The sequence below is a fragment of the Xanthobacter sp. 91 genome, assembly GCF_000702385.1.
GTDB classification, from domain to species: domain Bacteria; phylum Pseudomonadota; class Alphaproteobacteria; order Rhizobiales; family Xanthobacteraceae; genus Xanthobacter; species Xanthobacter aminoxidans.
Map to the genome: position 1 here is coordinate 5,068,118 of NZ_JNIB01000001.1, position 25,719 is coordinate 5,093,836.

The following is a 25,719-nucleotide window of genomic DNA, read 5'->3' on the forward strand; positions in this document are numbered from 1 at the left end:
TCAGACCGGGGGATGGGGAATGGCGGCGATCAGTTCGCGGGTATAGGCGTCCTTGGGTGCTTCCAGAACCGCCTGCGCGGTGCCCTCCTCCACGATCCGGCCTTGCCGCATAACGATCACCCGGTCGCACAGAAGGCCCACCACCTGGAGGTCGTGGGAGACGAAGAGATAGCTCATGCCGAGCCTCTGCTTCAGTTCCTCCAGCAGGTTCAGGACCACGGCCTGCACCGACACGTCCAGCGCCGCCGTCGGCTCGTCGAGGATGACGAGATCGGGATCGAGGGCGATGGCACGTGCGATGCCGATGCGGGCCTTCTGGCCACCGGAAAGCTGGTGCGGGAAACGCTCCAGCAGGTTCTGCGGCAGGCCCACCATCTCGGCGAGTTCCGCCACGCGGGCATTGAGCCTCGCGCCGCCGGAATAACCGCCCATGCGCAGCAGCGGATCGGCAATGGCCCGGGAGGCGCTGAAGCGGGGATTGAGGCTCTCGGTCGGGTCCTGGAACACCATCTGGATGCGCTTGCGCATGGGGTGGTGGGCGAAATCCTTGGCCGGGATGGCGCCGATGTCCTCGCTGGCGAAGGTGATCTTGCCCGCCGTGGGATCGATGAGGCGCATCACCATGGTGGAGGTGGTGGACTTGCCGCAGCCGCTTTCGCCCACGAGGCCGACGCTCTCGCCGCGCTTCACCTCGAAGGAGATGCCGTCCACGGCACGGAAGATGGTCTCCTCCGGCGTCAGGGGCTTGCCCTTGAGCTTGGCGAGGAAGGCCGAGGGGGCGCCCTGGCGGGGATATTCGCGGACGAGGTTTTCCACGGTGAGCAAGGTTTCACCGGCACCAGTCGCCGGCGCCGGCTTTGCTGCCGTAGTGGCCGGCGCCTCGCCCTCCGGGAGAAGGTCCTTCAGCGTGATGCCCGGGCGGGGCGTCGCACGCATGAGCTTGCGGGTGTAGGGGTGCTGGGGATCGCGGAAGATGCGCTCGGCGGGCGCCGTCTCCACCACCTTGCCCTTCTCCATCACCATCACCGTATCGCAATAGGCGGCGGCGAGGCCGAGGTCGTGGGTGATGAGGATGGTGGACATGCCGCGCTCGCGCGTCAGCTCCGTCACGAGGTCCATCACCGCCTTCTGGGTGGTCACGTCGAGGCCCGTGGTGGGCTCGTCCGCGATCATCAGCTGCGGCCGGCAGGCGAGTGCCAGCGCGATGACGATGCGCTGGCACATGCCGCCGGACAGCTCGAACGGATAGGCGTGGTAGCGATCCTCGGGGCGGGCGATGCGCACCTGCTTGAGGATGTCGATGACCTTGTGCTTCACGTTCCGCGGGTCGGCCTGCACATGCTGGAGCAGCACGTCGCCGATCTGCGCGCCCACGGTGCGGATCGGGTTCAGCGCCGCCCGCGGGTTCTGGAAGATCATCGACATTTCGCGGCCGCGCAGGTCGCGCATCTCGCTCTCGGGCGCATGGGCGACGTCGATGCCGGAGAAGGTGATGGAGCCTTCCGCGATGCGGCCGGCGCGGTCGAGGATGCGCATCACCGTGTAGGAGGTGACGGACTTGCCCGAGCCCGATTCCCCCACGATGCCGAGCGTCTCGCCCTTGCCGAGGGTGAGATCCACCTTGCTCACCGCCGTGACGATGCCGCGGCGGGTGGCGAACTCGACGGTGAGATCGCGTACCTGAAGCAGCGGGCCGCTCGGCGTTTCGGAGGACTTGGCGGCGTGGTCCTTCACGTCCACAACTCCATGCATGGCGGCCTCCATCAGGTGCGGCGCTGGGGATCGACGATGTCGCGCAGACCGTCGCCCAGGAGGTTGAAGCAGAAGACCGCGAACATGAGCGCAAGGCCGGGGAACAGCGCGATCCACCATTCGCCGGAGACGATGTAGGCCGAGCCTTCGGCCACCATGATGCCCCACTCCGGCGTCGGCGGGCGCACGCCAAGGCCGATGAAGGAGAGGCCGGCGGCGTTGAGAATGGCGTAGCCCATGGTGAGCGACATCTGCACCATCATGATGGGCAGGATGTTGGGCAGGATCGTCGTCAGCAGGATGCGCCATTCCGAATTGCCGGTGAGCCGCGCCGCCTGCACGTAGCCGGCATTGCGGCGGATGGCGGCTTCGGATTTCGCCACGCGCACATAGAGCGGGAAGTTGATGATGGCGGTGGCGATGACGATGTTCGTCACCGTGTTGCCCAGCGCCGCAACGATGCCCATGGCCAGCACGAACAGCGGGAAGGCCATGATGGTGTCGGAGATGCGGCCAATGATCCGGTCCGTCCAGCCGCCGAAGAAGCCGGAAGCGATGCCGGCGATGCCGCCCACCGCGAACACCAGCGCCACCGAGAAGATGGCGATGGCCATGTCCAGCCGGCTCGCTACCACCACGCGGGAGAAAATATCCCGGCCGAGGTTGTCGGTGCCGAACCAGTGCGCCGCCGAGGGCGGCTGCAACGCGGCGGCCGTGTCGGAGGCCAGCGGGTCATAGGGCACGATGAACGGCCCGAGCGCTGCGCACACCACCAGCACCAGGAACATGCCGAAGGCGATGCCCGTGACCGGGTTATCCGAGATTACGTAGCGGGCGTGGGCGAGCGTGGCGGCAAGGCCGCCCGGGGCCTTCTGGGTGTCGGCCGTGGCGAGGGTCATGCTTCGCTCCGCGCGCGGGGATCGATAATGCCATAGGCAAGGTCGATCAGGAGGTTGAGGATGACGTAGAGGATCGCCATGGCGAGCACGAAGCCCTGCACCGGCGCGTAGTCCGAGGTGATGAGCGCCTCGACCGCATAGGAGCCGATGCCCGGCCAGGCGAACACCTTCTCCACCAGCACGTTGGCGCCCAGGAGGAAGGAGAACACCATGCCCAGCGTCGTCACCACCGGCAGCATGGCATTGCGGAAGGCGTAGGTGATGATGACGGTGTAGTCCGTCAGGCCCGCCGCCTTCGCCGTGCGCACGAATTCCGAGGAGAGCACCGCCAGCATGGAGGCGCGCGTCATGCGGGCGATGGGCGCGAGGGCGAAGATGGCCAGCGTGATGGCGGGCACCGCCAGTTGCGCCAGCGCGGCGCGGAAGGTCTCGAAGTCGCGCGCGATCAGGCTGTCGATGAGGTAGAAGCCCGTCACCGTCTCTGGCGCCGAGAAGAACACGTCGAGCCGCCCCAGCGGCGCCGGCGCCCATCCCAGCTTGAAGTAGAAGACATAGACCAGCAAAAGCCCGGTGAAGAACACCGGCAGCGAGACGCCGGCGGTGGTGATGATGCGGCAGGCGTGGTCGATCCATGATCCCTGTCGCACCGCCGCCATGATGCCGAACGGCACCGCGATCAGCAGCGCCAGCACCAGCCCCGCGAGCGTCAGTTCGGCCGAGGCCGGGAGGCGAGCTGCGATCTCGGTGGCGACCGGCTGGCCGGTGGAAAGCGAGGAGCCGAGGTCGCCCTTCGCCAGCGCCGAGACATAATCGGCGAACTGAACCGGCAAGGGCTTGTCGAGGCCCAGCTTGGTGCGGATCTCGGCGATGGCCTGCGGCGTCGCGGCAGGGCCTGCGAAATAGGCTGCCGTGTCGCCGGGCAGCACGCGGGTGAGCAGGAAGGTCACGATCACCACGCCGATCAGGCTGGGCACGGCTGTGACGAGACGACTGCCTAGGAGCTTCAGCATGGCGATATCCCTGTGTGCGAACCGCGCTGCGGGGCCATCGGGCGCCGCAGCTTTTCTCGTCTCCGGCGGGGCGCCGGCTTGTGGTGTGAGGGGCAGCACCGATGCCGGCATCCGGGAGAACCCAGGCGCCGGCTTCCGCCCCCGGCGCCACCCCTCACGCCGCTTCCTCCCTGAAGAGGAAGAGGGATGCCTCAGCCCTTCTGGAAGGCGCGATAGTCGAGCCGGCGGTGGAACCAGTATTCGTAGCCGGTGATGTTCTTCTGCATCGCGACGTTGACGAACGGCTGGTAGAGCGGAATGCGTGGCACGTCGGCGAAGGCGAGGTCCACCATGCCCTTCACGTCCGTATCGTAAGCCGCTTTGTCGCCGCTCGCCGCCGCTGCGCGGGCGCCGTCGATGAAGGTGTCCATGGCCGCCGACTGATAGCTCATGGTGTTGAAGACCGAATTGGAGCCGTGGTAGCACCAGAAGAAAAAGTATTCCGGATAGTCGAGCCAGCCCGAGAACACGTTGGTGTAGAGCGGCAGAACCTTCTTGTTCAGCTCCGTGCGCCAGTTGGCGCCGGGGATCTTGTTGATGGTGGTCTTGATGCCGATCTGCGCCAGATTTTCCTGCAGCAGCACGCAGATGGGCTCGTTGACGCCGGCGAAGCCGAGGTCGAAGGAGAGCGTGGTGTCGATACCGCCGGCATAGCCCGCCTCGGCCATCAGCTGCTTGGCCTTGGCGAGGTCGGTCTTGAACTTGGTGGGCTGCGGCCAGGCGACCTTTGTGACGGCATCGGCTGGCGCGCCGAACATGGGCTTGCCGAGACCATAGAGCACGGCCTCCATGATCTTCTCGTAGGGAATGGCGTAGGCGACAGCCTCGCGCACCTTCGGATTGTCGAAGGGCGGGTTCTTCACGTTCATGCCGATGTACTGCACGCCGTTGGAGTACGGCACCGACGTGATGTTGAGCTTGCCGGCCTGCTTCAGCTCAACGAAATCCTTGTTGGGCAGATCATAGGAGATGTCCGCGTCGCCGCGCTCCAGGAGCGCCCGGCGGTTGCCGGCGGAGGGCACCATGCGCCAGATCACGCGCTTGATCTTGGGCAGCGGGCCACCCTTCCAATCGTCGAAGCGCTCGAAGATGACCTCGGTGCCGGGCGTCCACTTGGTGACGCGATAGGCGCCGGAGCCGGCCGTGTTCTGCTTGGTGTATTCGAGGCCCCAGGGGTCCTTCTCGGTAGCGTTCTTCTTCACCAGCTCGGAATTGATGACGCACGGCACGATGACGGCGAGGTCGGGGATGGTCAGTCGATCCTTGCGCAGGAAGTCCACGCGCACGGTGTGGTCGTCCACCACCACGAACTGCTCGGGCTTCTCCAGCGAGCCGGCCTTCATCTGGAAGGTCGGGAAGCCGCCCACGGAGACGGCGCGATCCAGCGACCACTTCACGTCCTTGGCGGTGACGGGGCTGCCGTCCTGGAAGGTCGCGTTCTTCTTCAGCTTGAAGGTGACGGACATGTCGCCGATGTTCATGTCCTCGGCAAGCTCACCCTTGAGCTTGTCGCGGTCATAGTAGCGCACGCCGTCCTTCTCGGTCATCTCGTGGGTGATGAGCCGGTCATAGGTGTTCCAGCTCGCCTCGTAGCCAGGCACGTTGGTGCCGACACCGTGAATGTCGAGATTGTTGGGACCGCTCTCGGAGACGATCAGCAGCGTTTCGTTCCGGGCCTGCGCCTTCGCCGGGGAAAATACCGCCGGGGCGGCAACGCCCGTGCCGGTAGCAACAGCAGTGGCTGAGGCGGACTTCATGAATTCGCGGCGGTTCATCGGCGACGTCCCTGTGGTGGCGGTCGCCAAATGCCATTCAAGCTGCGTGCCAATTGCATACAGTTTTTTAAATGTCATTATTTATTAGATATTTATGTCAAACCAACGCCCTACAACGCTGAGGGTCGCCCCACGTTTATGACCATAATTTAATCAACTTCGTGCGTATTGTATGCAATTCAATGCGCAACGCTTCGGCAAGGCTTGCCCAGCGAGGCGCCATGCCGCCATCGCGTAGAGATCAGGAGGGCAAAACTTCGGAGGGGACCGGCGCCGCAGCGGCACGCTCGGCCTTCCAGGCCTTCATCTGGCGCCTGTAGCGCAGGGTCGAGACAGGCAGGAGAGCCAGATACAGCATGGTGCAGACCGAAAGCACCACCCATGGATAGCTCGCCAGCAGCGCGAAATAGATCGCCACCGCCACGAACAGCGGCAGCACCATGTCCCGCCGCACCCGCCGCCCCAGCGTCTTGCCGGACCAGGCCGGAACCGTGGAGATCATGAGGAAAGCGATGGCGAGGCAATAGACGAGGGCGATGATGGCGCTCACCCGCCCGTGCGGCAGGCCGATCAGTTCCAGATAGATCGGCAGCAGCACCGTGATGGCGCCCGCCGGGGCCGGAATGCCGGTGAAATAGTCGCCGGCGAAGGGCGGCTTGTTCGGATCGTCCAGCATCACGTTGAAACGGGCGAGGCGCAGGGCCGCGCAGATGGCATAGGCCAGCGCGGCGATCCAGCCGAACGAACCGGCTTCGTTGAGGCCCCAGAAATAGAGCATCAGCGCCGGCACGCAGCCGAAGTTGACGAAGTCCGCGAGGCTGTCCAGCTCCGCGCCGAACCGCGAGGTGCCCTTCAGCGCCCGCGCCAGCCGCCCGTCCACCCCGTCGAGGATGGCCGCGAACACGATGGCCGCCAGCGCCAGTTCGATCCGCTCCTCGATGGCGAGCCGCACGGCGGTGAGGCCGGAGCACAGCGCGAGCAACGTCACAAGATTGGGCAGGAGCACGCGGATCGGCACCTTGCCGATGCTGCCGCCGAGGCGCGGCCGGGGCCGGCCTTCAGGATCGAACGGGGGAAAGGGGGTTTCCATCAGCTCACCCGATAGGCGGTCTCGCGCTGCTGCGGCTGGGAGAGATCGCACAGGACCGTCTCGCCCGCCACCGTCAACTGCCCTTCGCTGACCAGCACGCGCGAGCCGACGGGCAGATAGACGTCCACGCGAGAGCCGAAGCGGATCAGGCCGAAGCGCTCGCCGGAACCGATGGATTCGCCCTCGCGCACGAACGACACGATGCGGCGCGCCACGAGGCCGGCGATCTGCACGCAGCCCACCCGGCAGTAGGGCGTGGAGATGATGAGGCCGTTGCGCTCATTGTCCTCGCTCGCCTTGTCGAGGTCGGCGTTGAGGAAGAGGCCCGGCTTGTAGGCGATGCGCTCAATGCGTCCCGTCACCGGCGCGCGGTTCACGTGGACGTTGAACACGTTCATGAAGATGGAGACGCGCAGCAGCGGATCGTCGGAGAGGTCCAGCTCCCGCGGCGGCCGCGCCAGCCCCACCTGCGACACCCGCCCGTCCGCTGGCGCGATGACGAGGCCCTCGCGCACCGGCGTCACCCGCTCGGGATCCCGGAAGAACAGCGCCGTCCAGATGGCGAGGCCGAAGCCGATCATGCCGAAGAAGGTGGAGAACATGAACAGCACGAGCGCGATCACCACCGCGATGGCGATGAACGGATAGCCCTCCCGGTGGATCGGGACGAGGGTCTTGCGGATGCTGGCAATGATCGACAACAGGTGTCTCCACGGTCGCCCGGCAGGACGCCCCGGATGGCGCCGCACGGGCATAGACTGCGCACAGGTAGTCAGCCGCCGCCCCGCCGTCAAATGGCGGAACGCCGCTCTCCCTCAGGCCCCGGCGCGGCGGAAGGCACCCGGGCTCAGATCCGTCCACTTGCGGAACGCGCGATGGAAGGCGCTTGGCTCGGAAAAGCCAAGCTCCGCCGCGATCTCGCCCACGGGCCGGTCGGTGCCTCGCAGCAGATCCTCGGCCCGCAGCCGGCGCAGTTCGTCCTTGATGTCGCGATAGGCGGCCCCCTCCTCCGCCAGCCGCCGCCGCAGGGTGGAGGCCGGGAGGCGCAACTGTCGGGCGAGTTCGTCGAACGACGGCCACACCGTGGCCGACTGCTCCCGGAGCCGGGCGCGGACACGGGCGGCTAGCCCTTCGTCGTGCCGGTAGCGCACGAGGATGTTGGCCGGCGCACCGCGCAGGAAGTCCCGCAGCGCCCGCTCGCTGCGGTGGGCCGGCAGCTTCAGGAAGGCCGCATCGAAGGCGAGCCGGCTCTCCGGCGCGTCAAACCGCACGGGCGCGCCGAAGAACAGGCGATAGTCCGCCCCATGCTCCGGCGGACCGCAGCGGAAATCCACCTGCCGGATCGGAATGCGCCGGCCGACCAGCCAGCAGGTGATGCCATGAAGGATGATCCAGTAGGTGCGGTAGGCGAAGGCCGAGCGCGCGGCGCCCTTGTCCGAGAGTACGACGGACGCGAGGCCGTCGCCGACGACAAGCTCGCCGCTCGGGTCATCCAGCACCACCCGCAGGAAGCGCAGCGCCCGCCGCAGCGCCTGTTCCAGCGTCTGTGCGCCCATCAGTGCATGGCAGAGCAGGGTGAAGCTGCCGCAGCGCATGGGGCGGGCGGCGAGGCCGAAGAACTCGTCGTCCAGCGCCTCGGCGGCAGCCGTCCACAGCGCCCCATACTGCTCGGCCGAGACAGCCTCCGTCACCGGCAGCGCGAGCCCCGCCCGCGCCAGCACCGGGCCGGCGTCGATACCCCGCGCCGTCAGGCAGCCCAGGGCATCTTCCACGAAAGTCCCGGAGATCATGCGCCGTTCCAAGGCACGCTCCCGAATGGCAAAAACGCTCACCTGAATAGATCGCTAGCGTCATCGAATGTCACTCGGCTTTTCTGCTAGACGAGAGGCAACGGCCGCCAAAGCGGCGGCATGTCTCCCTGGGAGGGGCACCATGAAGATTGAAGGGCGCGTCTTTCTCGTCACCGGCGGCGGCTCGGGCCTGGGCGCGGCGGTGTCGCGAATGGTGGTGGACAATGGGGGCCGCGTGGTCCTCGTCGACATCAACGCCGATGCCGGCGCCGCCATGGCCGCCGAACTCGGCGACGCCGCCCGCTTCCAGCGCGCAGACGTAAGCAACGAGGCCGATGGCAAGGCCGCCGTGCAGCTCGCCCTCGACAGCTTCGGCCACGTTCACGGTCTCGTGAATTGCGCCGGCGTCGCCCCCGGCGAGAAGGTGGTCGGCCGCGATGGCCCGCACCGGCTCGAAAGCTTCGTGCGCGGCATCACCGTCAACCTCATCGGCACCTTCAACATGCTGCGGCTCGCCGCCGACGCCATGGTGAAAGAGGCGCCGGACGCCGAGGGCGAGCGTGGCGTCATCGTCAACACCGCCTCCGTCGCCGCCTTCGATGGGCAGATCGGCCAGGCCGCCTATGCCGCCTCCAAGGGCGGTGTTGCAGCGCTCACCCTGCCGGTAGCGCGAGAGCTGGCGCGGTTCGGCATCCGCGTCGTCACCATCGCCCCCGGCATCTTCGAGACGCCGATGATGGCCGGCCTGCCGCAGGACGTGCAGGACAGCCTGGGCAAGAGCGTGCCCTTCCCCTCGCGCCTCGGACGGCCGTCCGAATACGCCGCCCTCGTCAAGCACATCTGCGAGAACAACATGCTGAACGGCGAGGTCATCCGCCTCGACGGCGCGCTGCGGATGGCGCCGCGCTGAGCCCTCACCGCTGACGACTTCCTCCCGCGACCGGAGACACGCAACATGACGGCTTCCGACCCCATCGTCATCGTCGGCACCGCCCGCACGCCCATGGGCGGCTTCCAGGGCGACCTCAAGGATGTGGCTGCGCCCGCGCTCGGCTCCGCGGCCATCGGCGCCGCCCTCGCCCGCGCCGGCCTCGCGCCGGATCAGGTGGAGGAAGTGGTGTTCGGCTGCGTGCTGCCGGCCGGCCTCGGCCAGGCTCCGGCCCGCCAGGCCGCGCTGGGCGCGGGCCTTCCGCTCTCCACCGGCGCCACCACCGTCAACAAGATGTGCGGTTCCGGCATGAAGGCGGCCATGTTCGCCCATGACCTCCTCGCCGCCGGCTCGGCCTCCGTCGCGGTTGCGGGTGGCATGGAGAGCATGACCAACGCCCCCTATCTGCTGGACCGCGCCCGTGGCGGCTACCGCATGGGGCACGGCAGGGTCATCGACCACATGTTCTTCGACGGCCTTGAAGATGCCTACGACAAGGGCCGCCTCATGGGCACCTTCGCCGAGGAATGCGCCGAGGCCTACCAGTTCACCCGCGAGGCACAGGACGCCTTCGCCATCGCCTCCCTCACCAAGGCGCAGAAGGCCATGGCCGGGGGCGCCTTCGACAAGGAGATCACCCCCGTCACCGTGAAAGCCGGCAAGACCGAGCGCGTGGTGACATCAGACGAGCAGCCGCCCAAGGCGAAGCTGGACAAGATCCCGACTCTGAAGCCCGCCTTCCGCGACGGCGGCACGGTGACGGCGGCGAACTCCTCTTCCATCTCCGACGGCGCGGCGGCTCTCGTGCTCATGCGCCGCTCCGAAGCGGAGAAGCGCGGCCTCACGCCGCTTGCCGCCATCGTCGGCCACTCCACCCACGCCCAGGCACCGAACCTTTTCACCACGGCTCCCATCGGCGCGGTTCAGAAGCTCGCCGGGAAGACCGGCTGGGATCTCAAGGACGTGGACCTGTTCGAGATCAACGAGGCGTTCGCCGTGGTGCCCATGGCCGCCATGCGTGATCTCGGCCTGCCGGAGGACAAGGTGAACGTCCACGGCGGCGCCTGCGCCCTCGGCCACCCCATCGGGGCATCTGGCGCTCGGGTGATGGTGACGCTGCTGGCGGCGCTGGAGCGCTACGGGCTCAAGCGTGGCATCGCCTCGCTCTGCATCGGCGGCGGCGAGGCGACGGCGGTCGCCATCGAGCGTCTGAGCTGAGGCAGAGACCGCCAAGGAAACCTAACAACAAGAACCGGAGGAACCTGCCATGATCCTCACCGAAACTCAGGTTGCCATCCGCGACGCGGTACGCGCCTTCGCCTCCGAACGCCTCGCGCCCGGAGCCGCGGCACGGGACAGGGAGCACCGCTTCCCCGGCGCGGAACTGAAGGAGCTGGGCTCCCTCGGCTTCCTCGGCATGCTGGTGCCCGAGGACCATGGCGGTTCCGCCACCGATCTCGTCTCCTATGCCCTCGCGCTGGAAGAGATCGCGGCGGCGGACGGCGCCTGCTCCACCATCGTCAGCGTGCATTCCTCCGTCGGCTGCATGCCCATCGTGAAGTTCGGCACGCAGGCGCAGAAGGAGCGCTTCCTGCCCAAGCTGGCGAGCGGCGAATGGATCGGCGGCTTCGCCCTCACCGAGCCGCAGGCGGGATCGGACGCCGCCGCCCTGCGCACGCGCGCCCGGCGGGACGGCGACCATTATGTGCTCTCCGGCGCCAAGCAGTTCATCACCTCCGGCAAGAACGGCGATGTCATCATCGTCTTCGCCGTGACCGACCCGGACGCAGGCAAGAAGGGCATCTCCGCCTTCATCGTGCCCACCGACACGCCCGGCTACGAGGTGGTGCGGGTGGAGGAAAAGCTCGGCCAGCATTCCTCCGACACCTGCCAGCTCGCCTTCAACGACATGCGCCTTCCCGCCGACCTCCGGCTCGGGGCCGAGGGCGAGGGGTTGAAGATCGCGCTGTCCAATCTTGAAGGCGGGCGCATCGGCATCGCCTCGCAATGCGTGGGCATGGCGCGCGCCGCGTTCGAGGCGGCCCGGACCTATGCGAAGGAGCGCGTGACCTTCGGCAAGCCCATCATGGAGCATCAGGCCGTCGCCTTCCGCCTCGCCGACATGGCGACCCGCATCGAGGCGGCGCGCCAGATGGTGCTGCACGCCGCCGCCCTGCGCGAGGCCGGCCTGCCCTGCCTCACCGAGGCGTCCATGGCGAAGCTGTTCGCCTCCGAGATGGCGGAGCAGGTGTGTTCGGCCGCCATCCAGACCTTCGGCGGCTACGGCTATCTCGCGGACATCCCGGTGGAACGCATCTATCGCGATGTGCGCGTGTGCCAGATTTATGAGGGCACCAGCGACGTTCAGCGCATCGTCATCGCGCGGGGGCTGTGATGGTGGAGGCCTCCTCCCCCGCCCCGCGCGGTCCCCTCGCCGGCATCCGTGTCGTCGATCTCTCGCGGCTTGCCCCCGGCCCCTATTGCACCATGCTGCTGGCGGATTTCGGGGCGGAGGTGATCGTCGTGGGCGGCGGACGGGCCGGCGTCGCCATCCCGGAATTCTCGCGCGGCAAGCGGCATATCTCCCTCGACCTGAAAGCCCCCGCCGGCCGTGCCGCGCTCCATGCGCTGGTGAAGACCGCCGACGTGCTGGTCGAGGGTTTCCGCCCCGGCGTCGCCGACCGGATCGGCGCGGGATACGAGACGCTGGCGGCGCTCAACCCGCGGCTCGTCTACTGCTCGCTCACCGGCTTTGGGCAGGACGGCCCCCGCGCGCTGGAGGCGGGCCACGACATCACCTATCTCGCGCTCGCCGGCGTGCTCGGGTCCATGGGACCGAAGGATGGGCCGCCCGAGGCGCCGCTCAATCTCGTCGCGGATTTCGCCGGCGGCAGCCTGATCGCCGCGCTGGGCATCCTCGCTGCGGTGATCGAAGCCAAGACAACCGGACAGGGCCAGAAGATCGACGCCGCCATGGTGGACGGCGCGCTGTCACTGATGGCCATGCACTGGCCGCTCTGGAAGACACCCCATTGGCCGGCACGGGGCGACGGACTGCTGGGTGGCGGCGCGCCGTTCTATCGCTCCTATCGCTGCGCGGATGGCGGCTTCATCGCGGTGGGTGCGCTGGAGCGGGGCTTCTTTGAAACACTGTGGCGGCGTCTCGATCTCGGCGAACCGCCGGACCACATGCGACGCGACCTGTGGCCAGAAATCGAACGGACGCTGGAAGCGACCTTCGCGGGACAATCGCGCGATCACTGGACCGCCCTGTTTACCGGCACGGACGCCTGCGTCGCGCCTGTGCTGGCGCCGGACGAGGTGTGGAGTGATCCCCACATCGCAGCCCGGCATCCGGACAGCGGGCCGAACCGCGTGCCCGCCGTCCCGCGCCTCTCGCGCACTCCAGCGCAGGCCCACCCGCTCGATCTCAGCGATTGCACGGCGCAGGTGCTGCGGGAGGCCGGCCTCAGCGACGATGAGATCGCCGCCGCAGCGGTGGCATCCGATCCGGCCGGTCGCTCCGGCCTCGACTGGCCGCCGGAGCTGCGCTGAGCCTCAGAAGGCGGGATCGGCCGCGGCGGCCTTCGGCTTGTGCATAGCGCGGCTGTCGTCCGGCGCCTCGTCGCGCTCGAACATGCCATAGTCGCGCACCACGGCAGCGACGCGCAGGCGATAGTCGCGGAACACCCCTGCCCGCCCCGCCGCCTGCGTCTTGCGATGGGAGGTGAGGTTGCGCCAGGCCTTCACCGCCTCCTCATCGCGCCACATGGAGAGCGAGAGCATCTTGCCCGGATTGGTAAGGCTCTCGAACCGCTCTACCGAGATGAAGCCGTCCATCTTCTCCAGTTCCACGCGCAGGCGCGCGGCAAGATCGAGATAGGTGTCGCGCTGGCCCTCGGCCGGCCACACCTCGAAAATGATGGCGATCATGCCCCCTCTTCCCCTTCTTGTTTCTTGTCGGACTAGACCTTGTCGCCCGGCCGGCGCTGCACCTCGGGGAACACCCACATGGCGACGACCATGAAGATGCCGAGGAAGGCGACCGCATATTTGGGTCCCTCCTGCCCCAGCGCTGCCTGGAAGGCATAGCCGGCCGCAGCCACGGCGAGGACGATGAGGGAGAGGATGAGCTTGATGTGGGTGGGCATGGGATGTCCCCTCTTGCTGGCCGGACTGCGCCGGCGCTGACCTTCAGATGAGTGCGCCGCCGCCGGGAAGCGCGGCCCAGACGGCGAGCGCCGCGCCCTGGAGAGCGACCAGGGCGGCAAGGCCCCGCCGGCCGTCGCGGAACGATGTCGGCAGCAGATCGAACGGTGCCGGGGCGAACAGCAGGACGAGGCCGCCGACGACGATCAGGCTGGTGAGGCGCAGGTTGGCGTAGCCATAGACCAGCGCCGCAGCCGCCAGCGCGAGCCACAGCAGGCAGTTCACCAGGACGAGGGCGCGCCCCCCCGCCTGTCGCGCCCCCGCCGGCCGGGTGCTCGCCGGGAACATGCCGGAGAGCACCAGAAAACCCATGCAGGCCGCGGTCCACAGGCCCGCGAAAATCGCGAGCCCGGCGATATTGGGTTCGATCGACGCCATCGCCTCACTCCGCCGGAGCGACGTGGCCGGACGGGCTTGCCTTGCCTTTCGGCGTACGCGCGGTGCGGCGCATGTCGGTCTTCAGATGGCGGGTGTCATAGCCGTTGAAGAGATGGCCGATGAGCCCGCGGTTGAGATCCGAGGTGCCGAACGCCCAGTCCATGATGGGGAAGGTGAGGTTCATGTTGCGCTCCATCATGAGCGACTGGTTGTGGTGCGCGGCGTGGTGGCGGCGGTTGGTGTTGATGAAGGGCACGTTCCGCACGAACCAGTTTTCGTCGATGTGCGTGGTGAAGTGCATGAACTCGTAGAGCAGGTAGACCGAGGTGGTGGTGGCGATGAACAGCCAGCCCACGTTCGGCGAGATCAGCCACCCGAACACGATGGCGCCGGGAATGGACATGAGCGTGAACGTCACCAGCGCGTAGGGCGGGAAGAAGGTGACGCGCCAGTCGTGATGCCCGGCGAAGCGCATCTCTTCTTCGGTGAAGAACTGGTGGTGCATCAGCGTGTGGCGGTTATAGACCGCGCGGAACAGCGGAAAGCTCGACGGCCGGTGCATCACGTAGCGGTGCAGCCACCACTCGAAGAAATTGCAGAACAGGAACACGACGGGAATGGTCAAAAACTCCCACCAGCGGATCGCGTGCATGTTCGAGACATAGATGTAGAGGGCGGTGAAGCCGATCGTGTAGATGATGGCGATGTGCAGCCATCCGTTATACCAGCCGGTGACACGCTCGCGGTAGGTCGCGCGGTATTTGCGCTGCCGATCCGTCATGGGGCTCGAGGTGAGTTCCATCGCTCTCTCCCTTGCGCGCTGTTGGTGCGCGCCATTGTCTTGATTCTCTCGGCGCCGCGTCTGGAGGCGCCGGCTCCTGAAGACCCCGGCTGCTGAACGCGCCGGTGCCGGGAGCCGTCGCCCGCCCCAGCTCCCTCGCGCCCGGACGGGGGAAGGATGCTCCGCGACAGCGGATGCACCACTAATATGTCAGCCACACATCATATGCAAGGCGCCGATCCGGCCCCGCCAAAGGCCTGCCGCTCCGCGAATGCGACGAAAGTTCAACAATTTAAATGTTTGATTCAATTCAATTTTTCCAACCATTCTTCCTTAAAAATGATCCAGATCAAAAAAGCTTCTTGCAGACATTCTTTTGGCATATCTATGATATGTCAGTTCACGAAGGCGGGCACGAGACCCGCCTAGGGGAGGACGCCAATGAACATTTCTCGCCGCACTTTGATGCGGGGGATCGGTGCTGCCGGTCTCGCTGCCGCCGCTCCGGGGATCTTTTCCCCCGCCATCGCCCAGTCGAAGCCGGTTCGCATCGGCATTCTCGCGCCGCGCTCCGGGGCCATGGGCACGGTGGGCGAATGCGGCATCCGCGCGGTGCAGTGGGCGACGGAGCGCATGAACAAGGACGGCGGCATCGCCGGGCGCCCCATCGAGCTCGTCATCGAAGAGGAAACTTCTCCCAAGGACACGATCGAGCGCTTCCGCCGCCTAGTGCTGCAGGAGAAGGTGGATTGCGTCCAGGGCCTCATCTCCACCGGCGTGTCGCTGGGCGTCGCGCCCGTGGCGGAGGAGGAGCAGGCGCTCCTCATCATGTGGGACGGCACCACGCAGGACGGCGTGAAGGAGGCGATGCCCAAGTCGCAGTACGTCTTCCGCTCCACCGACAATGAATGCGAGGCCGTAATGGCCTCCCTGCTCTCGATCAAATACTTCAAGGGCAAGATCAAGCGCATTGCCGGCATCAACCCGGACTATTCCTACGGCCGCAACAACTGGGAGGCTTTCCAGCAGATCCTCAAGCGCGCCGGCGTGGAAGTGGAGGTGGTGGCCGAGCAGTGGCCGAAGGTCGGCACCATGGACCTCACGTCCCACGTCGCAGCGCTGAAGGCGGCCAAACCCGACTTCATCTTCTCGTCGATGCTGTTCGCCGACCTGCCCGTCTTCATGAAGCAGGGCTCCGCCGCCGGCCTGTTCGAGGGCGTGAACCTCGCTTTGCCCGCCGCCGGCTGGCAGATCAACCAGCTGAAGAAGGAGTTCATGCCCGAGAACATCGTGTTCGGGCACAACACGCTCTACTTCGCGCTGCCCAATGCCTCCCCGCTCCAGAAGGCGTTCGTGGAAGACTACATGGGCCGGTACAAGGAGGCTCCGAGCTGGGAGGCCGACCGCGCCTATTTCGCCCTGGCCGCATACAAGGCGGGCGTCGAAGCCGCGGCCAAGGCCACGGGGCGCTGGCCGAAGCTCACGGAGATCATCGAATCCATCCCCAAGCAGAAGATCGAGAGCCTGGGGGGGCCGGGGCAGTTCCGCGCCGACAAGATCGCGGAGCAGACCTTCTACCAGGGCCTTTCCACCAACCAGAACTCCTACGATTTCCCGACGCTGAAGACGGTGGACAGCTTCACCGCCGATCAGCTCCAGAAGCCGCCGGGCGTGGACTTCTGGGAATGGCTCAAGACCTCCAAGCTTCCCGTGTGAGGAGCGCCGCGTGACCGTCTTCCTCGACGTCCTCCTCGGCGGCGTGTTTCACGCCGCCATTCTCTTCCTCGTGGCCGCCGGGCTCCAGCTGGTGTTCGGCGTGCAGAAGGTCATCAACCTCGCTTGCGGCTCGTTCTACGCACTGGGCGCCTATTTCGGCATCACGGCCGTCGGCCTCGCCTCGGCCGCCGGTTTTCCAGCCTGGACGGTGCTGCCGGTGCTCATCCTCGCGGGGCTGGCGATCGGCCTCGTCGGCCTGCCGGTGGAACGCATCCTGCGCACGGTCTACCGGCGGGACGAGAGCTATCAATTGCTCCTCACCTTCGGCCTGCTGCTGATGTTCCAGGACGTGTTCCGCTTCTTCTGGGGCGCCACGCCCCGGACGCTGGACAACGCCTATCTCGCCTACGGCACGGCCGAGTTCATGGGCCTTCGGGTGCCCACCTACAATCTCCTCGTGATCGCCGCCTCCATCGCCATCGCGGTGGCGCTCGGCGCCTTCCTGCAGAAGACCCGCACCGGGCGCATCATCCGCGCCACGGCGGAAAACCGGGACATGAGCGAGGGTCTCGGTGTCAATTCCTCCCGCGTGTTCGCGGCCGTGTTCACGGTCGGCTGCATGCTCGGCACGGTGGGCGGCGCGCTGGTGGTGCCGGCCTCGGCCTCCTCGCTTGAAATGGCCGTGGAGCTGGTGGTGGAAGCGTTCGCCGTGGTGGTCATCGGCGGGCTGGGCTCCATGCGCGGCGCGCTCGCCGGTGCGCTCATCGTCGGCCTGATCCGGGCTGCGGCCATCATGGTGCTGCCCGAGGCCGAAATTCTCTCCATCTATCTGGTCGTCATCGCCGTGCTCATCCTGCGGCCGGCCGGGCTTTTCGGAAAGGCAATGGCATGAGCACCCCGACCTCCGCCCCGGCCACGGTGGCGCCGGCCGTGTCCCCCAGCCTCTGGCGACCTTCGGGCCTCATCTCCTTCCTGGTCATCATCGCCGCCATGGCAGGGCTGCCGCTCGTCGCCTCCACCTACATGCTCACCCTGATGGTGCCGTTCTTCGGCTTCGCCATCGCTCTTCTCGGGTTCAACCTGCTGTTCGGCTACACGGGCCTGCTCTCCTTCGGCCACGCCATGTTCCTCGGCATCGGCGCCTATGCGGCGGCGGTGATGACCTCGAAGCTCGGCGTCCAGTCGCTGGAGTTGATCCTGCTCGTCGCGGTGGCGGCTGCCGTGGTCATCGCGGTGCCGGTGGGCTTCCTGTGCGTGCGCTACACGCGCATCTTCTTCGGCATGCTGACGCTGGCCTTCGGCATGCTGTTCCACTCCATCCTGTTCAAGTTCTACGGCCTCACCGGCGGCGACCAGGGCATGCGGGTGATGCGCCCGCTGCTGTTCGGCATGGCGTTCGAGGGCGGCAAGACGGCCTTCATCACCGGGCCGTTCTACTACTACGCTCTCGGCCTCCTCACGCTGCTCGGCTGCGCCATGTGGCGGATCGTGCGTTCGCCCTTCGGGCTGCACCTCACGGCCATTCGGGAGAACGCGCAGAAGGCGGCCTATCTCGGCGTCACCGTCTCGCGGATGCGGCTGGCGGCCTACGTCATCTCCGGCGTCTACGGCGCCATCGGCGGGGTGATCCTGGCCGTCACCATCGGCCTTGCGGACCCTGAGATCGTCTACTGGACGCAATCCGGCAACCTCGTCTTCATGGCAGTGCTGGGCGGCTCCGGCGCCTTCGCCGGCCCCGTCGTGGGCGGCCTCGCCTTCGTGCTGCTGCAGGACACGGTGATGTCCGCCACCCAGTACTGGCGGTTCGTGATGGGCGCGGTGCTGGTGCTCATCGTCATCTTCTTCCCGCGGGGGATCGCCGGCCTGTTCGGCGACGCCTTCGCCCGCCTCAAGCGCGGGAGCTGACCCATGGCCTCACGCGCCCTTCTCTCCGCCCATCAGGTCTCCAAGAGCTATGGCGATTTCCATGCGCTCCGGAATGTCTCGGTGCATGTGGACGATGGTGAATTCATCTCCATCGTCGGCCCCAACGGCGCCGGCAAGTCCACCCTCGTCAACGTGCTGACGGGACTGCTGAAGCCGACGTCTGGCAACGTCCATTTCCGCGGGCAGGACATCGCCGGCATCGGCCCGGTGGAACTCTCCCGCCGTGGCATGGCGCGGGGATTCCAGCTGGTGAACATCTTCCCCGAGCTTACGGTGCGGGAGACGCTGGGTGTCGCCGCTTCGTCACGCCTCAGGCGCATCGGCAATCCCTTCCGCAGCCTCGGCGCTGATCGCGAGATCCGCGATGCCGTGGAGGAGGTGGCCGACATCTTCAACCTGCGCCACCGGCTGGACCAGCAGGCGAGCGCCCTCTCCCAGGGCGAGAAGAAGCTGCTGGACGTGGCGAGCGCCTTCGCGCTCAAGCCGGAACTGATCCTCATCGACGAACCCACCTCCGGCGTTTCCACCGGCGACAAGCACGCCATCATGGAGCTGCTGGTCGCGGCGTCCCGCAAGGCCGGCGTGCGCGGCATCATCCAGGTGGAGCACGACATGGACCTCGTGGCCCGCTACTCGGACCGCATCGTCGCGCTCCAGGCGGGTACCGTTCTCGCCGATGAGAAGCCGGAAACCTTCTTCAAGGATCCCGCCCTCATCGCCGCCGTGGTGGGTACGCGCCCGCCCAAGGTGCCCCCCAGAGAAATGGCCCCGAAAGCCGCCGTTCAGGAGAGCCGCCCATGCTGAGCATTTCGGGCCTCAAGGTGGATATCGCCGGCAGCCGCATCCTGTCCGGTATCGACCTCGCCGTGGAGCCGGGCGAACTCGTCTGCCTCATCGGCCGCAACGGCGCGGGCAAGACCACCACGTTCCGCTCCATCATGGGCTATCGCAAGCCCGTCGCAGGCTCCATCCGCTTCGCCGGCAAGGAGCTGATCGGCCGCGCCCCGCATGAGATCGCGCAGATGGGCGTGGGCTTCTCGCCGGAGGAATCGGAGGTCTATGCCGACCTCACGGTCGCCGAGAATCTGGAGCTGCCGACCTGGACGCGCCGCTCGAAGATGTCGGAGAAGGACCGCGTCGAGCGCTCCCTGAATGTCTTCCCCAAGCTCCGGCAGTATCTGCATCGGGGCGGAGCGCAGCTCTCCGGCGGCGAGCGCAAGATGGTGTCGGTGGCGCGGGCCCTCGCCCTCGACCCGAGCCTTCTCCTGCTCGACGAGCCGTTCGAGGGGCTGTCGCCGGCCATCATCCCGGTGATCTCGGAGGGCATCGCCTCCATCCGCGCCATGGGACAGGCCGTGCTGATGGCGGAATCCAATGTGCACCACCTGCCGGATTATGTGGATCGCCTCTACGTGCTGGAGCGCGGCGAGATGATCTTCTCCGGCACGCTGGCGGAGGCGTACCGCGACAAGGCGGTCATGCGCGTCATCGCCGGCGAGGTGGAGCTGGAGCACGCCTGACCCATGCCCCTCACCTATCGTGCCGCGGTGCTCCACGCGCCGCAGACGCCGCTCGCCATCGAGACGGTGGAGGCGGCCCCGCTCGGCCCCTCCGACGTGCTGGTCCGCATCAAGGCGGCCGGGCTGTGCCATACCGATCTCGAGGTGATCGAGGGCGGGCTCGTCTATCCCATGCCCATCGTGCTCGGCCACGAGGCGGCGGGCGTCGTCGAAGACGTGGGGCGGGAGGCCAAGGGCGTCCGCAAGGGCGACCATGTGGTGCTCTCCTGGAACCCCCATTGCGGCCACTGCTTCTATTGCGACCGCGCGCTACCCATCCTGTGCGAGGGCTATCTCGCGGAAGGTCCGAAGGCCCGTGCCTTCGACGGCACCGCCAAGGCGCGGCTCGCGGACGGGCGGGAGCTGGGGAACCTCATGTTCCTCGGCGCCTTCGGCGAATACTGCATCGTCACGGACCAGCAGGCCGTGCCCGTGCCCAAAGAACTTCCGTTCGAGGAAGCCTGCCTCATCGGCTGCGGGATCATGACCGGCGTCGGCGCCGCGCTGAACGTGGCGCACATCGGGCCTGGCGATACGGCCCTCGTCATCGGCTGCGGCGCCGTGGGCCTCGCCGCGGTGCAGGGGGCGAGGCTGGCAGGCGCAGAGACCATCCTTGCCGCCGATCTCGATGATGCCAAGCTCGCTCTCGCCCGCGCCATGGGGGCCACCCACACGGTGAACGCCCGCACGGGCGACGTGGTGGAGGCGGCCCGCGCGCTCACCCATGGCCGGGGGGCCGACGTGGTGCTGGAATCGGCCGGCAGCCCGATTGCCTTCCGCGCGACGGTGGAGGCGGTGCGGCCGGGCGGCGAGGTGATCTGGCTCGGCAAGATCGACGTGACGAAGGACGTGTCCTTCCGCTGGGGCTCGCTGATGGCGGAAAAGCGCATCCGCCGCGTCTCCTATGGCGGCGCCCGCCCTGCCCGCGACTTCCCCTTCCTCGCTCGAGCCGCGCTTGCCGGACGGCTGGACCTCAAGGGCCTCATCTCCCGACGGATCGCGCTGGAGGAAATCAACGACGGCTTCGCCGCCCTGAAGGCCGGCGAGACCATTCGCAGCGTCGTGATCTTCTGAGGGCTCGAGGCTCCCTCTCCCCTTTGCGGGAGAAGGGAGCATCACCCCTCACGCATCCAGCGTCTTGCGGGCGAAATCCTCGATATAATCCACGAGGTTGGCGGCCGCGGTCTCGGCCCCTTTGCGGTCGCGGCGGGCCACCGCCTCGGCCACCTCGGCGTGGAGCCGGGCGGCGAGCGGCAGGTCGGCGACCTCCCGGTAATGCTGGTACCAGAAGCGACGCGACAGGGCGTTCATGAGGCCCATGGAGCGCACCGCGAACTCGTTGCGCGACGCCTGCGCCATCAAAAGGTTGAAGCGCCGATCAAGGCGCATGAAAGCGAGGTCGTCCTCCACCTCCGCCGCCTGCCGCATGGAGCCGGCGATCTCGGCGAAGGCGTCCCGCTCCTCTGACGTGGCGCGCTCGGCGGCGAGGCCGGCCATCAGCACTTCCAGCACGCGCCGCACCTCCAGCAGGCGAAGCTGGGTGCGCAGATTGATATCCGACACCAGCACGCCGCGCCGCGGCAGCACTACGACCAGCCCGTCGCGGGCAAGGCGTTGCAGTGCCTCGCGGATGGGCGTGCGGCCGATCTTCAGCCGGTCGGAAAGCGTGAGTTCCGAAAGCACCGCGCCCGGGGGCAGTTGCAGGGTCGCGATCAGTTCCTCAAGGATGCGATAGGCGCGATCGGTGAGGCTCGCATCTTCCGTCACCGGCTCATCCTTGCGGGCGCGGCGAGCGGGGGTGCGAGGCTCCTTGCGGGTTTCGCGGAGCGGCTCCAACAGGAGATCAAGCGCGCCTTCGCCTCCGGCCAGCGCGGATTGCCGCTTCTGGCGCCGCACCGGCGCCACGGAGCCCGCAATGGCCCCTGCCTTGGACCCCGCCTTCGCCATGCCGCTTGCTCCCCTGCCTTGTCTCTGAGACGACGGATTCGTCTCCTGCCGTCAAGCCTCGGGCGGATGCCGATCAGGCTGCGACGCGGTGGAGCGCGGCATCGATATCGTCGGAGGTCATCTCCCACTCGTTGGCGAAATTGGCGACCACGTCGCGCATGAACTGGTCGTGCAGCGAATAGGCGCGCCGGTCGTCGCCGAGGTGGTCGGCGAGCAAGGCGAGGGCGAGCTGGGCGGGGGCCTGCCCCTCATAGCTCCACTCGAAGCCGTCGCTGCTTAGTTTGGCGATGTCGGTGCGCTGCGGCAGCGGCTTGCCGTCCACCGTCACCGCGATGCCGTCGATGGTGCGGTCTCCCCGATAGGTCTTCATGCGTCCTGCCCTGCCTTTTATTGCCCGTCCAATTGGGATTGCACTGATATGTTACATGAGCAGCAGGCGCCGTTCAACGGCCCTGCGACGCGAAAGCCGCGCGCGCGGCGGCGCGCCCTCGGGTAAGGTCGGTGCTTTCAGACGGGGGATTGCGATGACGACGACGATCTACGGCATCAAGGCCTGCGACACCATGAAGAAGGCGCGCGCCTGGCTCGACGAGGAGGGCATCGCCTATGCCTTCCACGACTACAAGTCGGCCGGCATAGACGCGAAGACGCTTGAGGGCTGGGCGAAACAGGTCGGCTGGGAAAAGCTGCTCAACAGGGCCGGCACCACCTTCAGGAAGCTGCCGGATGCCGACAAGGCCGACATCGACGAGGCAAAGGCTGTGGCGCTGATGCTGGCGCACCCCTCCATGATCAAGCGCCCTGTGCTGGAGCACGGGCGCGATCTGATCGTCGGCTTCAAGCCGGAGGATTATGCGGCGCGGATAAAGTGAACCCGGGTGAAGTGAGGCCGACGTAAGCTACAGCAGACCTGCGCCGGCCTCGGGACCAGTGTGATGGTCAGGACGCCTCGGCCGCCGGAGGCACCTCGGCCGGCGCGTTCAGCGCTTCGGCGAAGCTGGTGAAGAACTGGTCGGAGAGCTTCTTGGCTGTCGCCTGCACGAGGCGCCCGCCAAGAGAGGCGAGCTTGCCGCCGATCTGGGCGTCCGCCATGTAGGTCAGGATGGTGTCGGCGCCATCCTCGGCCAGCGACACCTTGGCCTCGCCCTTGGCGAAGCCGGCGATGCCCCCATTGCCCTGCCCGACGATGCGGCAACCGGCAGGGGCCTCCATGTCGGTGAGTTCCACCGAGCCGGAGAAGGTGGCCGAGACCGGCCCCACCTTCACCTGCACCTTGGCGGCATAGGCGTTGTCGCCCGTCTGCTCCAGCTCCTTGCAGCCGGGAATGCAGCGCTTGAGCATCTCAGGATCAAGGATCGCCTTCCACACGGTCTCGCGCGGGGCGCTGATGCGATATTCGCCGGTCAGTTCCACGGGATGGTCCTCCCCTTGTTCTCGTTCGCGCGTGCCGCTCTTCGGCGATGGCGCTCAGACCGCACAATAGCGATCCTGGATGTCCTTGTCGGCGAGCAGTGCAGCAGCGCTCGATTGATGCACCAGCTCGCCCTGATCGATGATGATGGCGCGGCTCGCGAGATTGAGCGCCCATTCCACGTTCTGCTCCACCAGAAGCAGCGTCGTGCCCTGGTCGCGCAGCCGCCGGAAGAGCACGCCCATCTCCTCCACCAGCACCGGCATGATGCCTTCGGAGGGCTCGTCCAGCAGCACCATCTTCGGCTTGGAGATGATGGCGCGGGCGATGGCGAGCATCTGCTGCTCGCCGCCGGACATGGTGGTCCCCTGCTGCTCCAGCCGCTCTTTCAGGCGCGGGAAGCTCTTGGCGATCTCGTCGATGGCCGCGCGCTCGTCCGTGCGCGCGGCGGCGACGAGGCCGAGCTGCAGGTTTTCCCGCACCGTAAGGCCGGAGACGATGCGCCGCTCCTCCGGCACGTAGCCGAGACCGAGGCGGAAGCGGGCGTGCGCGCCGAGCGGCAGCAAGTCCTTGCCGTCGAACGTCACCCGGCCTTCCGCCCGCGGCATGAGCCCCATGATGGCGCGCAGGGTGGACGTCTTGCCGGCGCCGTTGCGACCGACGAGGGCGACGATTTCGCCCTGTTCGATCCTGAACGTCAGATCGTGGACGACGTGGCTCGGCCCGTACCAGGCATTGAGCTTTTCGACCTCAAGCATAGCCATCGTTCTGCCCCAGATAGACGCGGCGGACTTCCGGATCGGCCTGCACCGCCGCCGGCGCGCCGTCGGCGATGAGGCGGCCGTGATGCAGCACCAGGATGCGGTCCGACAGGCCGAGGATCATCTTCATCTTGTGCTCGACCAGGAGAATGGTGCGGTCCGCCGCGAGGCGCTCGATGAGCGCCACCATCTCCTTGGTCTCTTCCGGCCCCATGCCGGCCGTGGGCTCGTCGAGCAGCAGAAGCTCGGGGTTCGCCACCAGCGCGATGGCGATCTCCAGCGCCCGCTGCTCGCCATGGGCGAGGTCTCGGGCGCGGCGGGCGCGACGATGGGTGAGGCCCACCTCGGCCAGCGCCGCCTCTGCTTTCTGCGTCAGCTCGGGATAGCGATCGCGATGGCTGAAGACGTCGTAGCGCGTCTTCAGCGCCTGCGCCGCCACACGCACGTTCTCCTCCACCGACAGCTCGGGAAAGAGGTTGGTGATCTGGTAGGAGCGGGCAATGCCGAGATGGGCGAAGCGGTGCTGCTTCAGTCCCTTCAACTCCTGCCCCTTGAACCGGATGGAGCCGGTGGAGGGCCGGAGCACGCCGGACAGCACGTTGAAGAAGGTGCTCTTGCCGGCGCCGTTCGGGCCGATCACTGCCGTCACCTTGTTGCGCTCGAAGCTGGCCGAGATGCCAGCGAGGGCCACGAAGCCGCCGAATGAGCGGCCCACGTCCGTCACTTCCATCAGCGCGCTCATGACGCCCTCCTGCGGCGCACGACCTGGATCAGGCTGCCCCAGATGCCCTTGGGCAGGAACAGCACGAACAGGATGAAGACGATGCCGACGATGAGCTGCCAGTGGGTGGTCCACAGCGAGGCTACATCCTCGATGAGCAGGAACACCAGCGCCCCCACGAACGGCCCGAAGAAGGAGCCGGCGCCGCCCAGCATGGTCATCATCACCACGATGGACGAGGTGTGAACGCCCAGCGCATCGAGCGGTACAATGGAGAGATGAAGCGCGGAAAGCGTGCCGGCGAGGCCGCACAGGGCGCCGGAGAGGACAAAGGACAGGAGCTTGGTGCGCTCCACGTCGAAGCCGCAGGCGCGGGCGCGGGTTTCGTTCTCGCGCACCGCCTCGATGGCCGCGCCGAAGGGGGAGTTCAGCACCCGCGACACGAACCACAGCGCCAGCGCGGCGAAGAACATGATGAAGTAGTATTTGGCCAGCGGGTTCAGCAGGTTCACCGAGAAGCCGCCGATCAGGTCGGCCTTGGCCACGGTGAAGCCGCGCAGGCCGTTCTCGCCGCCGGTCCAGCCGGATGCCTGGAGGGCGACGTAATAGACGAGCTGCGCGAGCGCCAAAGTGACCATGCAGAAATAGATGCCGCGCGTACGGATGGAGAGCGCGCCGATCACCACCGAGAGCAGGCTTGCGCCGACGATGCCCGTGAGCATGGCCGGAAACCAGCCGAAGCCGAGAAGGGCGATGGCCATTCCTGTCAGGTAAGCCCCCGTGCCGAAGAAGGCGGCATGGCCGAAGGAGAGAAGGCCCGTGTAGCCGAACAGCAGGTTGAAGCCCACGGTGAACAGGCCGTAGATCAGCACGTTCACCGCCAGCGCCTGCGACGGCAACACGAAGGGCAGCACCGCCAGCACGGCAATGGTGAGCGGCACGCGCCAGCGATCCAGCGCGGCGCCGGCCCTCGGCAGGGTGCGCGGCGCCACGCCCTGCCCGGCGGCGAGGTCGGTTGTGGTCATGG

At 67.2% G+C, this 25,719-nt stretch carries 28 protein-coding genes; 11 read left to right on the top strand and 17 right to left on the bottom strand.

Annotated features, from left to right (window positions below; translation table 11 throughout):
• The 7 genes from A37E_RS0123660 to A37E_RS0123690 form a co-directional block, all read right to left on the bottom strand.
• Positions 1-1,752 carry an ABC transporter ATP-binding protein gene (locus A37E_RS0123660; RefSeq protein ID WP_051679491.1) on the bottom strand — a complete coding sequence of 584 codons (1,752 nt, stop codon included), beginning with the start codon at positions 1,750-1,752 and terminating at the stop codon, positions 1-3.
• Positions 1,753-1,763: 11 nt separating this feature from the next.
• The gene (locus A37E_RS0123665; RefSeq protein WP_029558883.1) at positions 1,764-2,651 is read right to left on the bottom strand and encodes an ABC transporter permease; all 888 of its coding nucleotides are present in this window, start codon (positions 2,649-2,651) and stop codon (positions 1,764-1,766) included.
• The gene (locus A37E_RS0123670) at positions 2,648-3,661 is read right to left on the bottom strand and encodes an ABC transporter permease (protein ID WP_029558884.1); all 1,014 of its coding nucleotides are present in this window, start codon (positions 3,659-3,661) and stop codon (positions 2,648-2,650) included. Before A37E_RS0123670 ends, A37E_RS0123665 begins: the two co-directional genes overlap by 4 nt.
• Positions 3,662-3,852: 191 nt before the next feature.
• Entirely contained in the window at positions 3,853-5,475 is a 1,623-nt protein-coding gene (locus A37E_RS0123675; protein WP_029558885.1) for an ABC transporter substrate-binding protein, read from the bottom strand.
• A 241-nt stretch (positions 5,476-5,716) separates the two neighbouring features.
• On the bottom strand, positions 5,717-6,565 hold the full coding sequence (gene pssA, locus A37E_RS0123680) for a CDP-diacylglycerol--serine O-phosphatidyltransferase (protein ID WP_029558886.1): 849 nt from the start codon (positions 6,563-6,565) through the stop codon (positions 5,717-5,719).
• Positions 6,565-7,266, bottom strand: coding sequence for a phosphatidylserine decarboxylase (locus A37E_RS0123685; RefSeq protein ID WP_029558887.1), 702 nt, complete (start codon positions 7,264-7,266; stop codon positions 6,565-6,567). Before A37E_RS0123685 ends, pssA begins: the two co-directional genes overlap by 1 nt.
• Before the next feature lie 114 nt (positions 7,267-7,380).
• Positions 7,381-8,367, bottom strand: a complete 987-nt coding sequence (locus A37E_RS0123690) for an AraC family transcriptional regulator (RefSeq protein ID WP_029558888.1) — start codon at positions 8,365-8,367, stop codon at positions 7,381-7,383.
• Between the two features lie 130 nt (positions 8,368-8,497).
• On the opposite strand from A37E_RS0123690, the gene A37E_RS0123695 reads away from it, so the two are divergent.
• Genes A37E_RS0123695 through A37E_RS0123710 form a run of 4 tightly spaced genes read left to right on the top strand, consistent with a single transcriptional unit; the run spans position 8,498 to position 12,838 of the window.
• A complete protein-coding gene (locus tag A37E_RS0123695) occupies positions 8,498-9,265 on the top strand; it encodes a 3-hydroxyacyl-CoA dehydrogenase (RefSeq protein ID WP_029558889.1) in 768 nt (255 codons plus the stop codon).
• 45 nt (positions 9,266-9,310) lie between these two features.
• The gene (locus tag A37E_RS0123700; protein WP_029558890.1) at positions 9,311-10,501 is read left to right on the top strand and encodes an acetyl-CoA C-acyltransferase; all 1,191 of its coding nucleotides are present in this window, start codon (positions 9,311-9,313) and stop codon (positions 10,499-10,501) included.
• Between the two features lie 49 nt (positions 10,502-10,550).
• The gene (locus A37E_RS0123705) at positions 10,551-11,678 is read left to right on the top strand and encodes an acyl-CoA dehydrogenase family protein (protein WP_029558891.1); all 1,128 of its coding nucleotides are present in this window, start codon (positions 10,551-10,553) and stop codon (positions 11,676-11,678) included.
• Positions 11,678-12,838, top strand: coding sequence for a CaiB/BaiF CoA-transferase family protein (locus tag A37E_RS0123710; RefSeq protein WP_029558892.1), 1,161 nt, complete (start codon positions 11,678-11,680; stop codon positions 12,836-12,838). Before A37E_RS0123705 ends, A37E_RS0123710 begins: the two co-directional genes overlap by 1 nt.
• 3 nt (positions 12,839-12,841) lie before the next feature.
• On the opposite strand, the gene A37E_RS0123715 is transcribed toward A37E_RS0123710, so the two are convergent.
• From A37E_RS0123715 to A37E_RS0123730, 4 genes are read right to left on the bottom strand one after another with little or no spacing between them, the layout of a single operon-like run.
• Positions 12,842-13,216: an antibiotic biosynthesis monooxygenase gene (locus tag A37E_RS0123715; RefSeq protein WP_029558893.1), complete on the bottom strand. Its 375-nt coding sequence runs from the start codon at positions 13,214-13,216 to the stop codon at positions 12,842-12,844.
• A 32-nt stretch (positions 13,217-13,248) separates the two neighbouring features.
• Positions 13,249-13,434, bottom strand: a complete 186-nt coding sequence (locus A37E_RS0123720; protein ID WP_024278526.1) for a hypothetical protein — start codon at positions 13,432-13,434, stop codon at positions 13,249-13,251.
• Between the two features lie 43 nt (positions 13,435-13,477).
• Positions 13,478-13,870 carry a hypothetical protein gene (locus A37E_RS0123725; RefSeq protein ID WP_029558895.1) on the bottom strand — a complete coding sequence of 131 codons (393 nt, stop codon included), beginning with the start codon at positions 13,868-13,870 and terminating at the stop codon, positions 13,478-13,480.
• Between the two features lie 4 nt (positions 13,871-13,874).
• On the bottom strand, positions 13,875-14,672 hold the full coding sequence (locus A37E_RS0123730) for a sterol desaturase family protein (protein WP_029558896.1): 798 nt from the start codon (positions 14,670-14,672) through the stop codon (positions 13,875-13,877).
• A gap of 420 nt (positions 14,673-15,092) precedes the next feature.
• Between A37E_RS0123730 and A37E_RS0123735 the strand changes: the two genes are divergently transcribed.
• Genes A37E_RS0123735 through A37E_RS0123760 form a run of 6 tightly spaced genes read left to right on the top strand, consistent with a single transcriptional unit; the run spans position 15,093 to position 20,926 of the window.
• Entirely contained in the window at positions 15,093-16,367 is a 1,275-nt protein-coding gene (locus A37E_RS0123735) for an ABC transporter substrate-binding protein (protein WP_029558897.1), read from the top strand.
• A gap of 10 nt (positions 16,368-16,377) precedes the next feature.
• Positions 16,378-17,259, top strand: coding sequence for a branched-chain amino acid ABC transporter permease (locus A37E_RS0123740; protein ID WP_024278522.1), 882 nt, complete (start codon positions 16,378-16,380; stop codon positions 17,257-17,259).
• On the top strand, positions 17,256-18,272 hold the full coding sequence (locus tag A37E_RS0123745; RefSeq protein WP_051679297.1) for a branched-chain amino acid ABC transporter permease: 1,017 nt from the start codon (positions 17,256-17,258) through the stop codon (positions 18,270-18,272). The genes A37E_RS0123740 and A37E_RS0123745 overlap by 4 nt, the downstream gene beginning before the upstream one ends.
• 3 nt (positions 18,273-18,275) lie before the next feature.
• Positions 18,276-19,097 carry an ABC transporter ATP-binding protein gene (locus tag A37E_RS0123750; RefSeq protein ID WP_051679298.1) on the top strand — a complete coding sequence of 274 codons (822 nt, stop codon included), beginning with the start codon at positions 18,276-18,278 and terminating at the stop codon, positions 19,095-19,097.
• Positions 19,091-19,813, top strand: coding sequence for an ATP-binding cassette domain-containing protein (locus A37E_RS0123755; RefSeq protein WP_029558900.1), 723 nt, complete (start codon positions 19,091-19,093; stop codon positions 19,811-19,813). The genes A37E_RS0123750 and A37E_RS0123755 overlap by 7 nt, the downstream gene beginning before the upstream one ends.
• 3 nt (positions 19,814-19,816) lie before the next feature.
• Positions 19,817-20,926, top strand: a complete 1,110-nt coding sequence (locus A37E_RS0123760) for a Zn-dependent alcohol dehydrogenase (RefSeq protein WP_029558901.1) — start codon at positions 19,817-19,819, stop codon at positions 20,924-20,926.
• Between the two features lie 48 nt (positions 20,927-20,974).
• Here the strand turns inward: A37E_RS0123760 and A37E_RS0123765 are convergent, their stop codons facing one another.
• Positions 20,975-21,799 carry a GntR family transcriptional regulator gene (locus A37E_RS0123765; RefSeq protein WP_024278517.1) on the bottom strand — a complete coding sequence of 275 codons (825 nt, stop codon included), beginning with the start codon at positions 21,797-21,799 and terminating at the stop codon, positions 20,975-20,977.
• 73 nt (positions 21,800-21,872) lie between these two features.
• Positions 21,873-22,169 carry a DUF6166 domain-containing protein gene (locus tag A37E_RS0123770; protein WP_024278516.1) on the bottom strand — a complete coding sequence of 99 codons (297 nt, stop codon included), beginning with the start codon at positions 22,167-22,169 and terminating at the stop codon, positions 21,873-21,875.
• Positions 22,170-22,323: 154 nt separating this feature from the next.
• Here A37E_RS0123770 and A37E_RS0123775 point away from each other — a divergent pair, with 154 nt between their 5' ends.
• Positions 22,324-22,671, top strand: a complete 348-nt coding sequence (locus A37E_RS0123775) for an ArsC family reductase (protein WP_029558903.1) — start codon at positions 22,324-22,326, stop codon at positions 22,669-22,671.
• A 67-nt stretch (positions 22,672-22,738) separates the two neighbouring features.
• Here the strand turns inward: A37E_RS0123775 and A37E_RS0123780 are convergent, their stop codons facing one another.
• Genes A37E_RS0123780 through A37E_RS0123795 form a run of 4 tightly spaced genes read right to left on the bottom strand, consistent with a single transcriptional unit; the run spans position 22,739 to position 25,717 of the window.
• Positions 22,739-23,212 carry a carbon monoxide dehydrogenase subunit G gene (locus tag A37E_RS0123780; RefSeq protein ID WP_029558904.1) on the bottom strand — a complete coding sequence of 158 codons (474 nt, stop codon included), beginning with the start codon at positions 23,210-23,212 and terminating at the stop codon, positions 22,739-22,741.
• A 54-nt stretch (positions 23,213-23,266) separates the two neighbouring features.
• Complete coding sequence (locus tag A37E_RS0123785) at positions 23,267-23,968, bottom strand: ABC transporter ATP-binding protein (RefSeq protein WP_029558905.1); 702 nt, start codon at positions 23,966-23,968, stop codon at positions 23,267-23,269.
• Positions 23,961-24,713 (bottom strand): ABC transporter ATP-binding protein, encoded by a 753-nt coding sequence (locus A37E_RS0123790; protein ID WP_029558906.1) that lies wholly within the window; start codon positions 24,711-24,713, stop codon positions 23,961-23,963. The genes A37E_RS0123785 and A37E_RS0123790 overlap by 8 nt, the downstream gene beginning before the upstream one ends.
• The gene (locus A37E_RS0123795) at positions 24,710-25,717 is read right to left on the bottom strand and encodes a branched-chain amino acid ABC transporter permease (RefSeq protein ID WP_029558907.1); all 1,008 of its coding nucleotides are present in this window, start codon (positions 25,715-25,717) and stop codon (positions 24,710-24,712) included. Before A37E_RS0123795 ends, A37E_RS0123790 begins: the two co-directional genes overlap by 4 nt.
• Between the last annotated feature and the right edge of the window lie 2 nt (positions 25,718-25,719).

What these genes read in the sequence shown, in the direction of transcription:
- A37E_RS0123660 (WP_051679491.1), bottom strand. Translation starts at nt 1,752, where the DNA reads ATGCATGGAGTTGTGGACGTGAAGGACCACGCCGCCAAGTCCTCCGAA.
- A37E_RS0123665 (WP_029558883.1), bottom strand. Translation starts at nt 2,651, where the DNA reads ATGACCCTCGCCACGGCCGACACCCAGAAGGCCCCGGGCGGCCTTGCC.
- A37E_RS0123670 (WP_029558884.1), bottom strand. Translation starts at nt 3,661, where the DNA reads ATGCTGAAGCTCCTAGGCAGTCGTCTCGTCACAGCCGTGCCCAGCCTG.
- A37E_RS0123675 (WP_029558885.1), bottom strand. Translation starts at nt 5,475, where the DNA reads ATGAACCGCCGCGAATTCATGAAGTCCGCCTCAGCCACTGCTGTTGCT.
- pssA (WP_029558886.1), bottom strand. Translation starts at nt 6,565, where the DNA reads ATGGAAACCCCCTTTCCCCCGTTCGATCCTGAAGGCCGGCCCCGGCCG.
- A37E_RS0123695 (WP_029558889.1), top strand. Translation starts at nt 8,498, where the DNA reads ATGAAGATTGAAGGGCGCGTCTTTCTCGTCACCGGCGGCGGCTCGGGC.
- A37E_RS0123700 (WP_029558890.1), top strand. Translation starts at nt 9,311, where the DNA reads ATGACGGCTTCCGACCCCATCGTCATCGTCGGCACCGCCCGCACGCCC.
- A37E_RS0123705 (WP_029558891.1), top strand. Translation starts at nt 10,551, where the DNA reads ATGATCCTCACCGAAACTCAGGTTGCCATCCGCGACGCGGTACGCGCC.
- A37E_RS0123710 (WP_029558892.1), top strand. Translation starts at nt 11,678, where the DNA reads ATGGTGGAGGCCTCCTCCCCCGCCCCGCGCGGTCCCCTCGCCGGCATC.
- A37E_RS0123715 (WP_029558893.1), bottom strand. Translation starts at nt 13,216, where the DNA reads ATGATCGCCATCATTTTCGAGGTGTGGCCGGCCGAGGGCCAGCGCGAC.
- A37E_RS0123720 (WP_024278526.1), bottom strand. Translation starts at nt 13,434, where the DNA reads ATGCCCACCCACATCAAGCTCATCCTCTCCCTCATCGTCCTCGCCGTG.
- A37E_RS0123725 (WP_029558895.1), bottom strand. Translation starts at nt 13,870, where the DNA reads ATGGCGTCGATCGAACCCAATATCGCCGGGCTCGCGATTTTCGCGGGC.
- A37E_RS0123730 (WP_029558896.1), bottom strand. Translation starts at nt 14,672, where the DNA reads ATGGAACTCACCTCGAGCCCCATGACGGATCGGCAGCGCAAATACCGC.
- A37E_RS0123735 (WP_029558897.1), top strand. Translation starts at nt 15,093, where the DNA reads ATGAACATTTCTCGCCGCACTTTGATGCGGGGGATCGGTGCTGCCGGT.
- A37E_RS0123745 (WP_051679297.1), top strand. Translation starts at nt 17,256, where the DNA reads ATGAGCACCCCGACCTCCGCCCCGGCCACGGTGGCGCCGGCCGTGTCC.
- A37E_RS0123750 (WP_051679298.1), top strand. Translation starts at nt 18,276, where the DNA reads ATGGCCTCACGCGCCCTTCTCTCCGCCCATCAGGTCTCCAAGAGCTAT.
- A37E_RS0123755 (WP_029558900.1), top strand. Translation starts at nt 19,091, where the DNA reads ATGCTGAGCATTTCGGGCCTCAAGGTGGATATCGCCGGCAGCCGCATC.
- A37E_RS0123760 (WP_029558901.1), top strand. Translation starts at nt 19,817, where the DNA reads ATGCCCCTCACCTATCGTGCCGCGGTGCTCCACGCGCCGCAGACGCCG.
- A37E_RS0123765 (WP_024278517.1), bottom strand. Translation starts at nt 21,799, where the DNA reads ATGGCGAAGGCGGGGTCCAAGGCAGGGGCCATTGCGGGCTCCGTGGCG.
- A37E_RS0123770 (WP_024278516.1), bottom strand. Translation starts at nt 22,169, where the DNA reads ATGAAGACCTATCGGGGAGACCGCACCATCGACGGCATCGCGGTGACG.
- A37E_RS0123775 (WP_029558903.1), top strand. Translation starts at nt 22,324, where the DNA reads ATGACGACGACGATCTACGGCATCAAGGCCTGCGACACCATGAAGAAG.
- A37E_RS0123785 (WP_029558905.1), bottom strand. Translation starts at nt 23,968, where the DNA reads ATGCTTGAGGTCGAAAAGCTCAATGCCTGGTACGGGCCGAGCCACGTC.
- A37E_RS0123790 (WP_029558906.1), bottom strand. Translation starts at nt 24,713, where the DNA reads ATGAGCGCGCTGATGGAAGTGACGGACGTGGGCCGCTCATTCGGCGGC.
- A37E_RS0123795 (WP_029558907.1), bottom strand. Translation starts at nt 25,717, where the DNA reads ATGACCACAACCGACCTCGCCGCCGGGCAGGGCGTGGCGCCGCGCACC.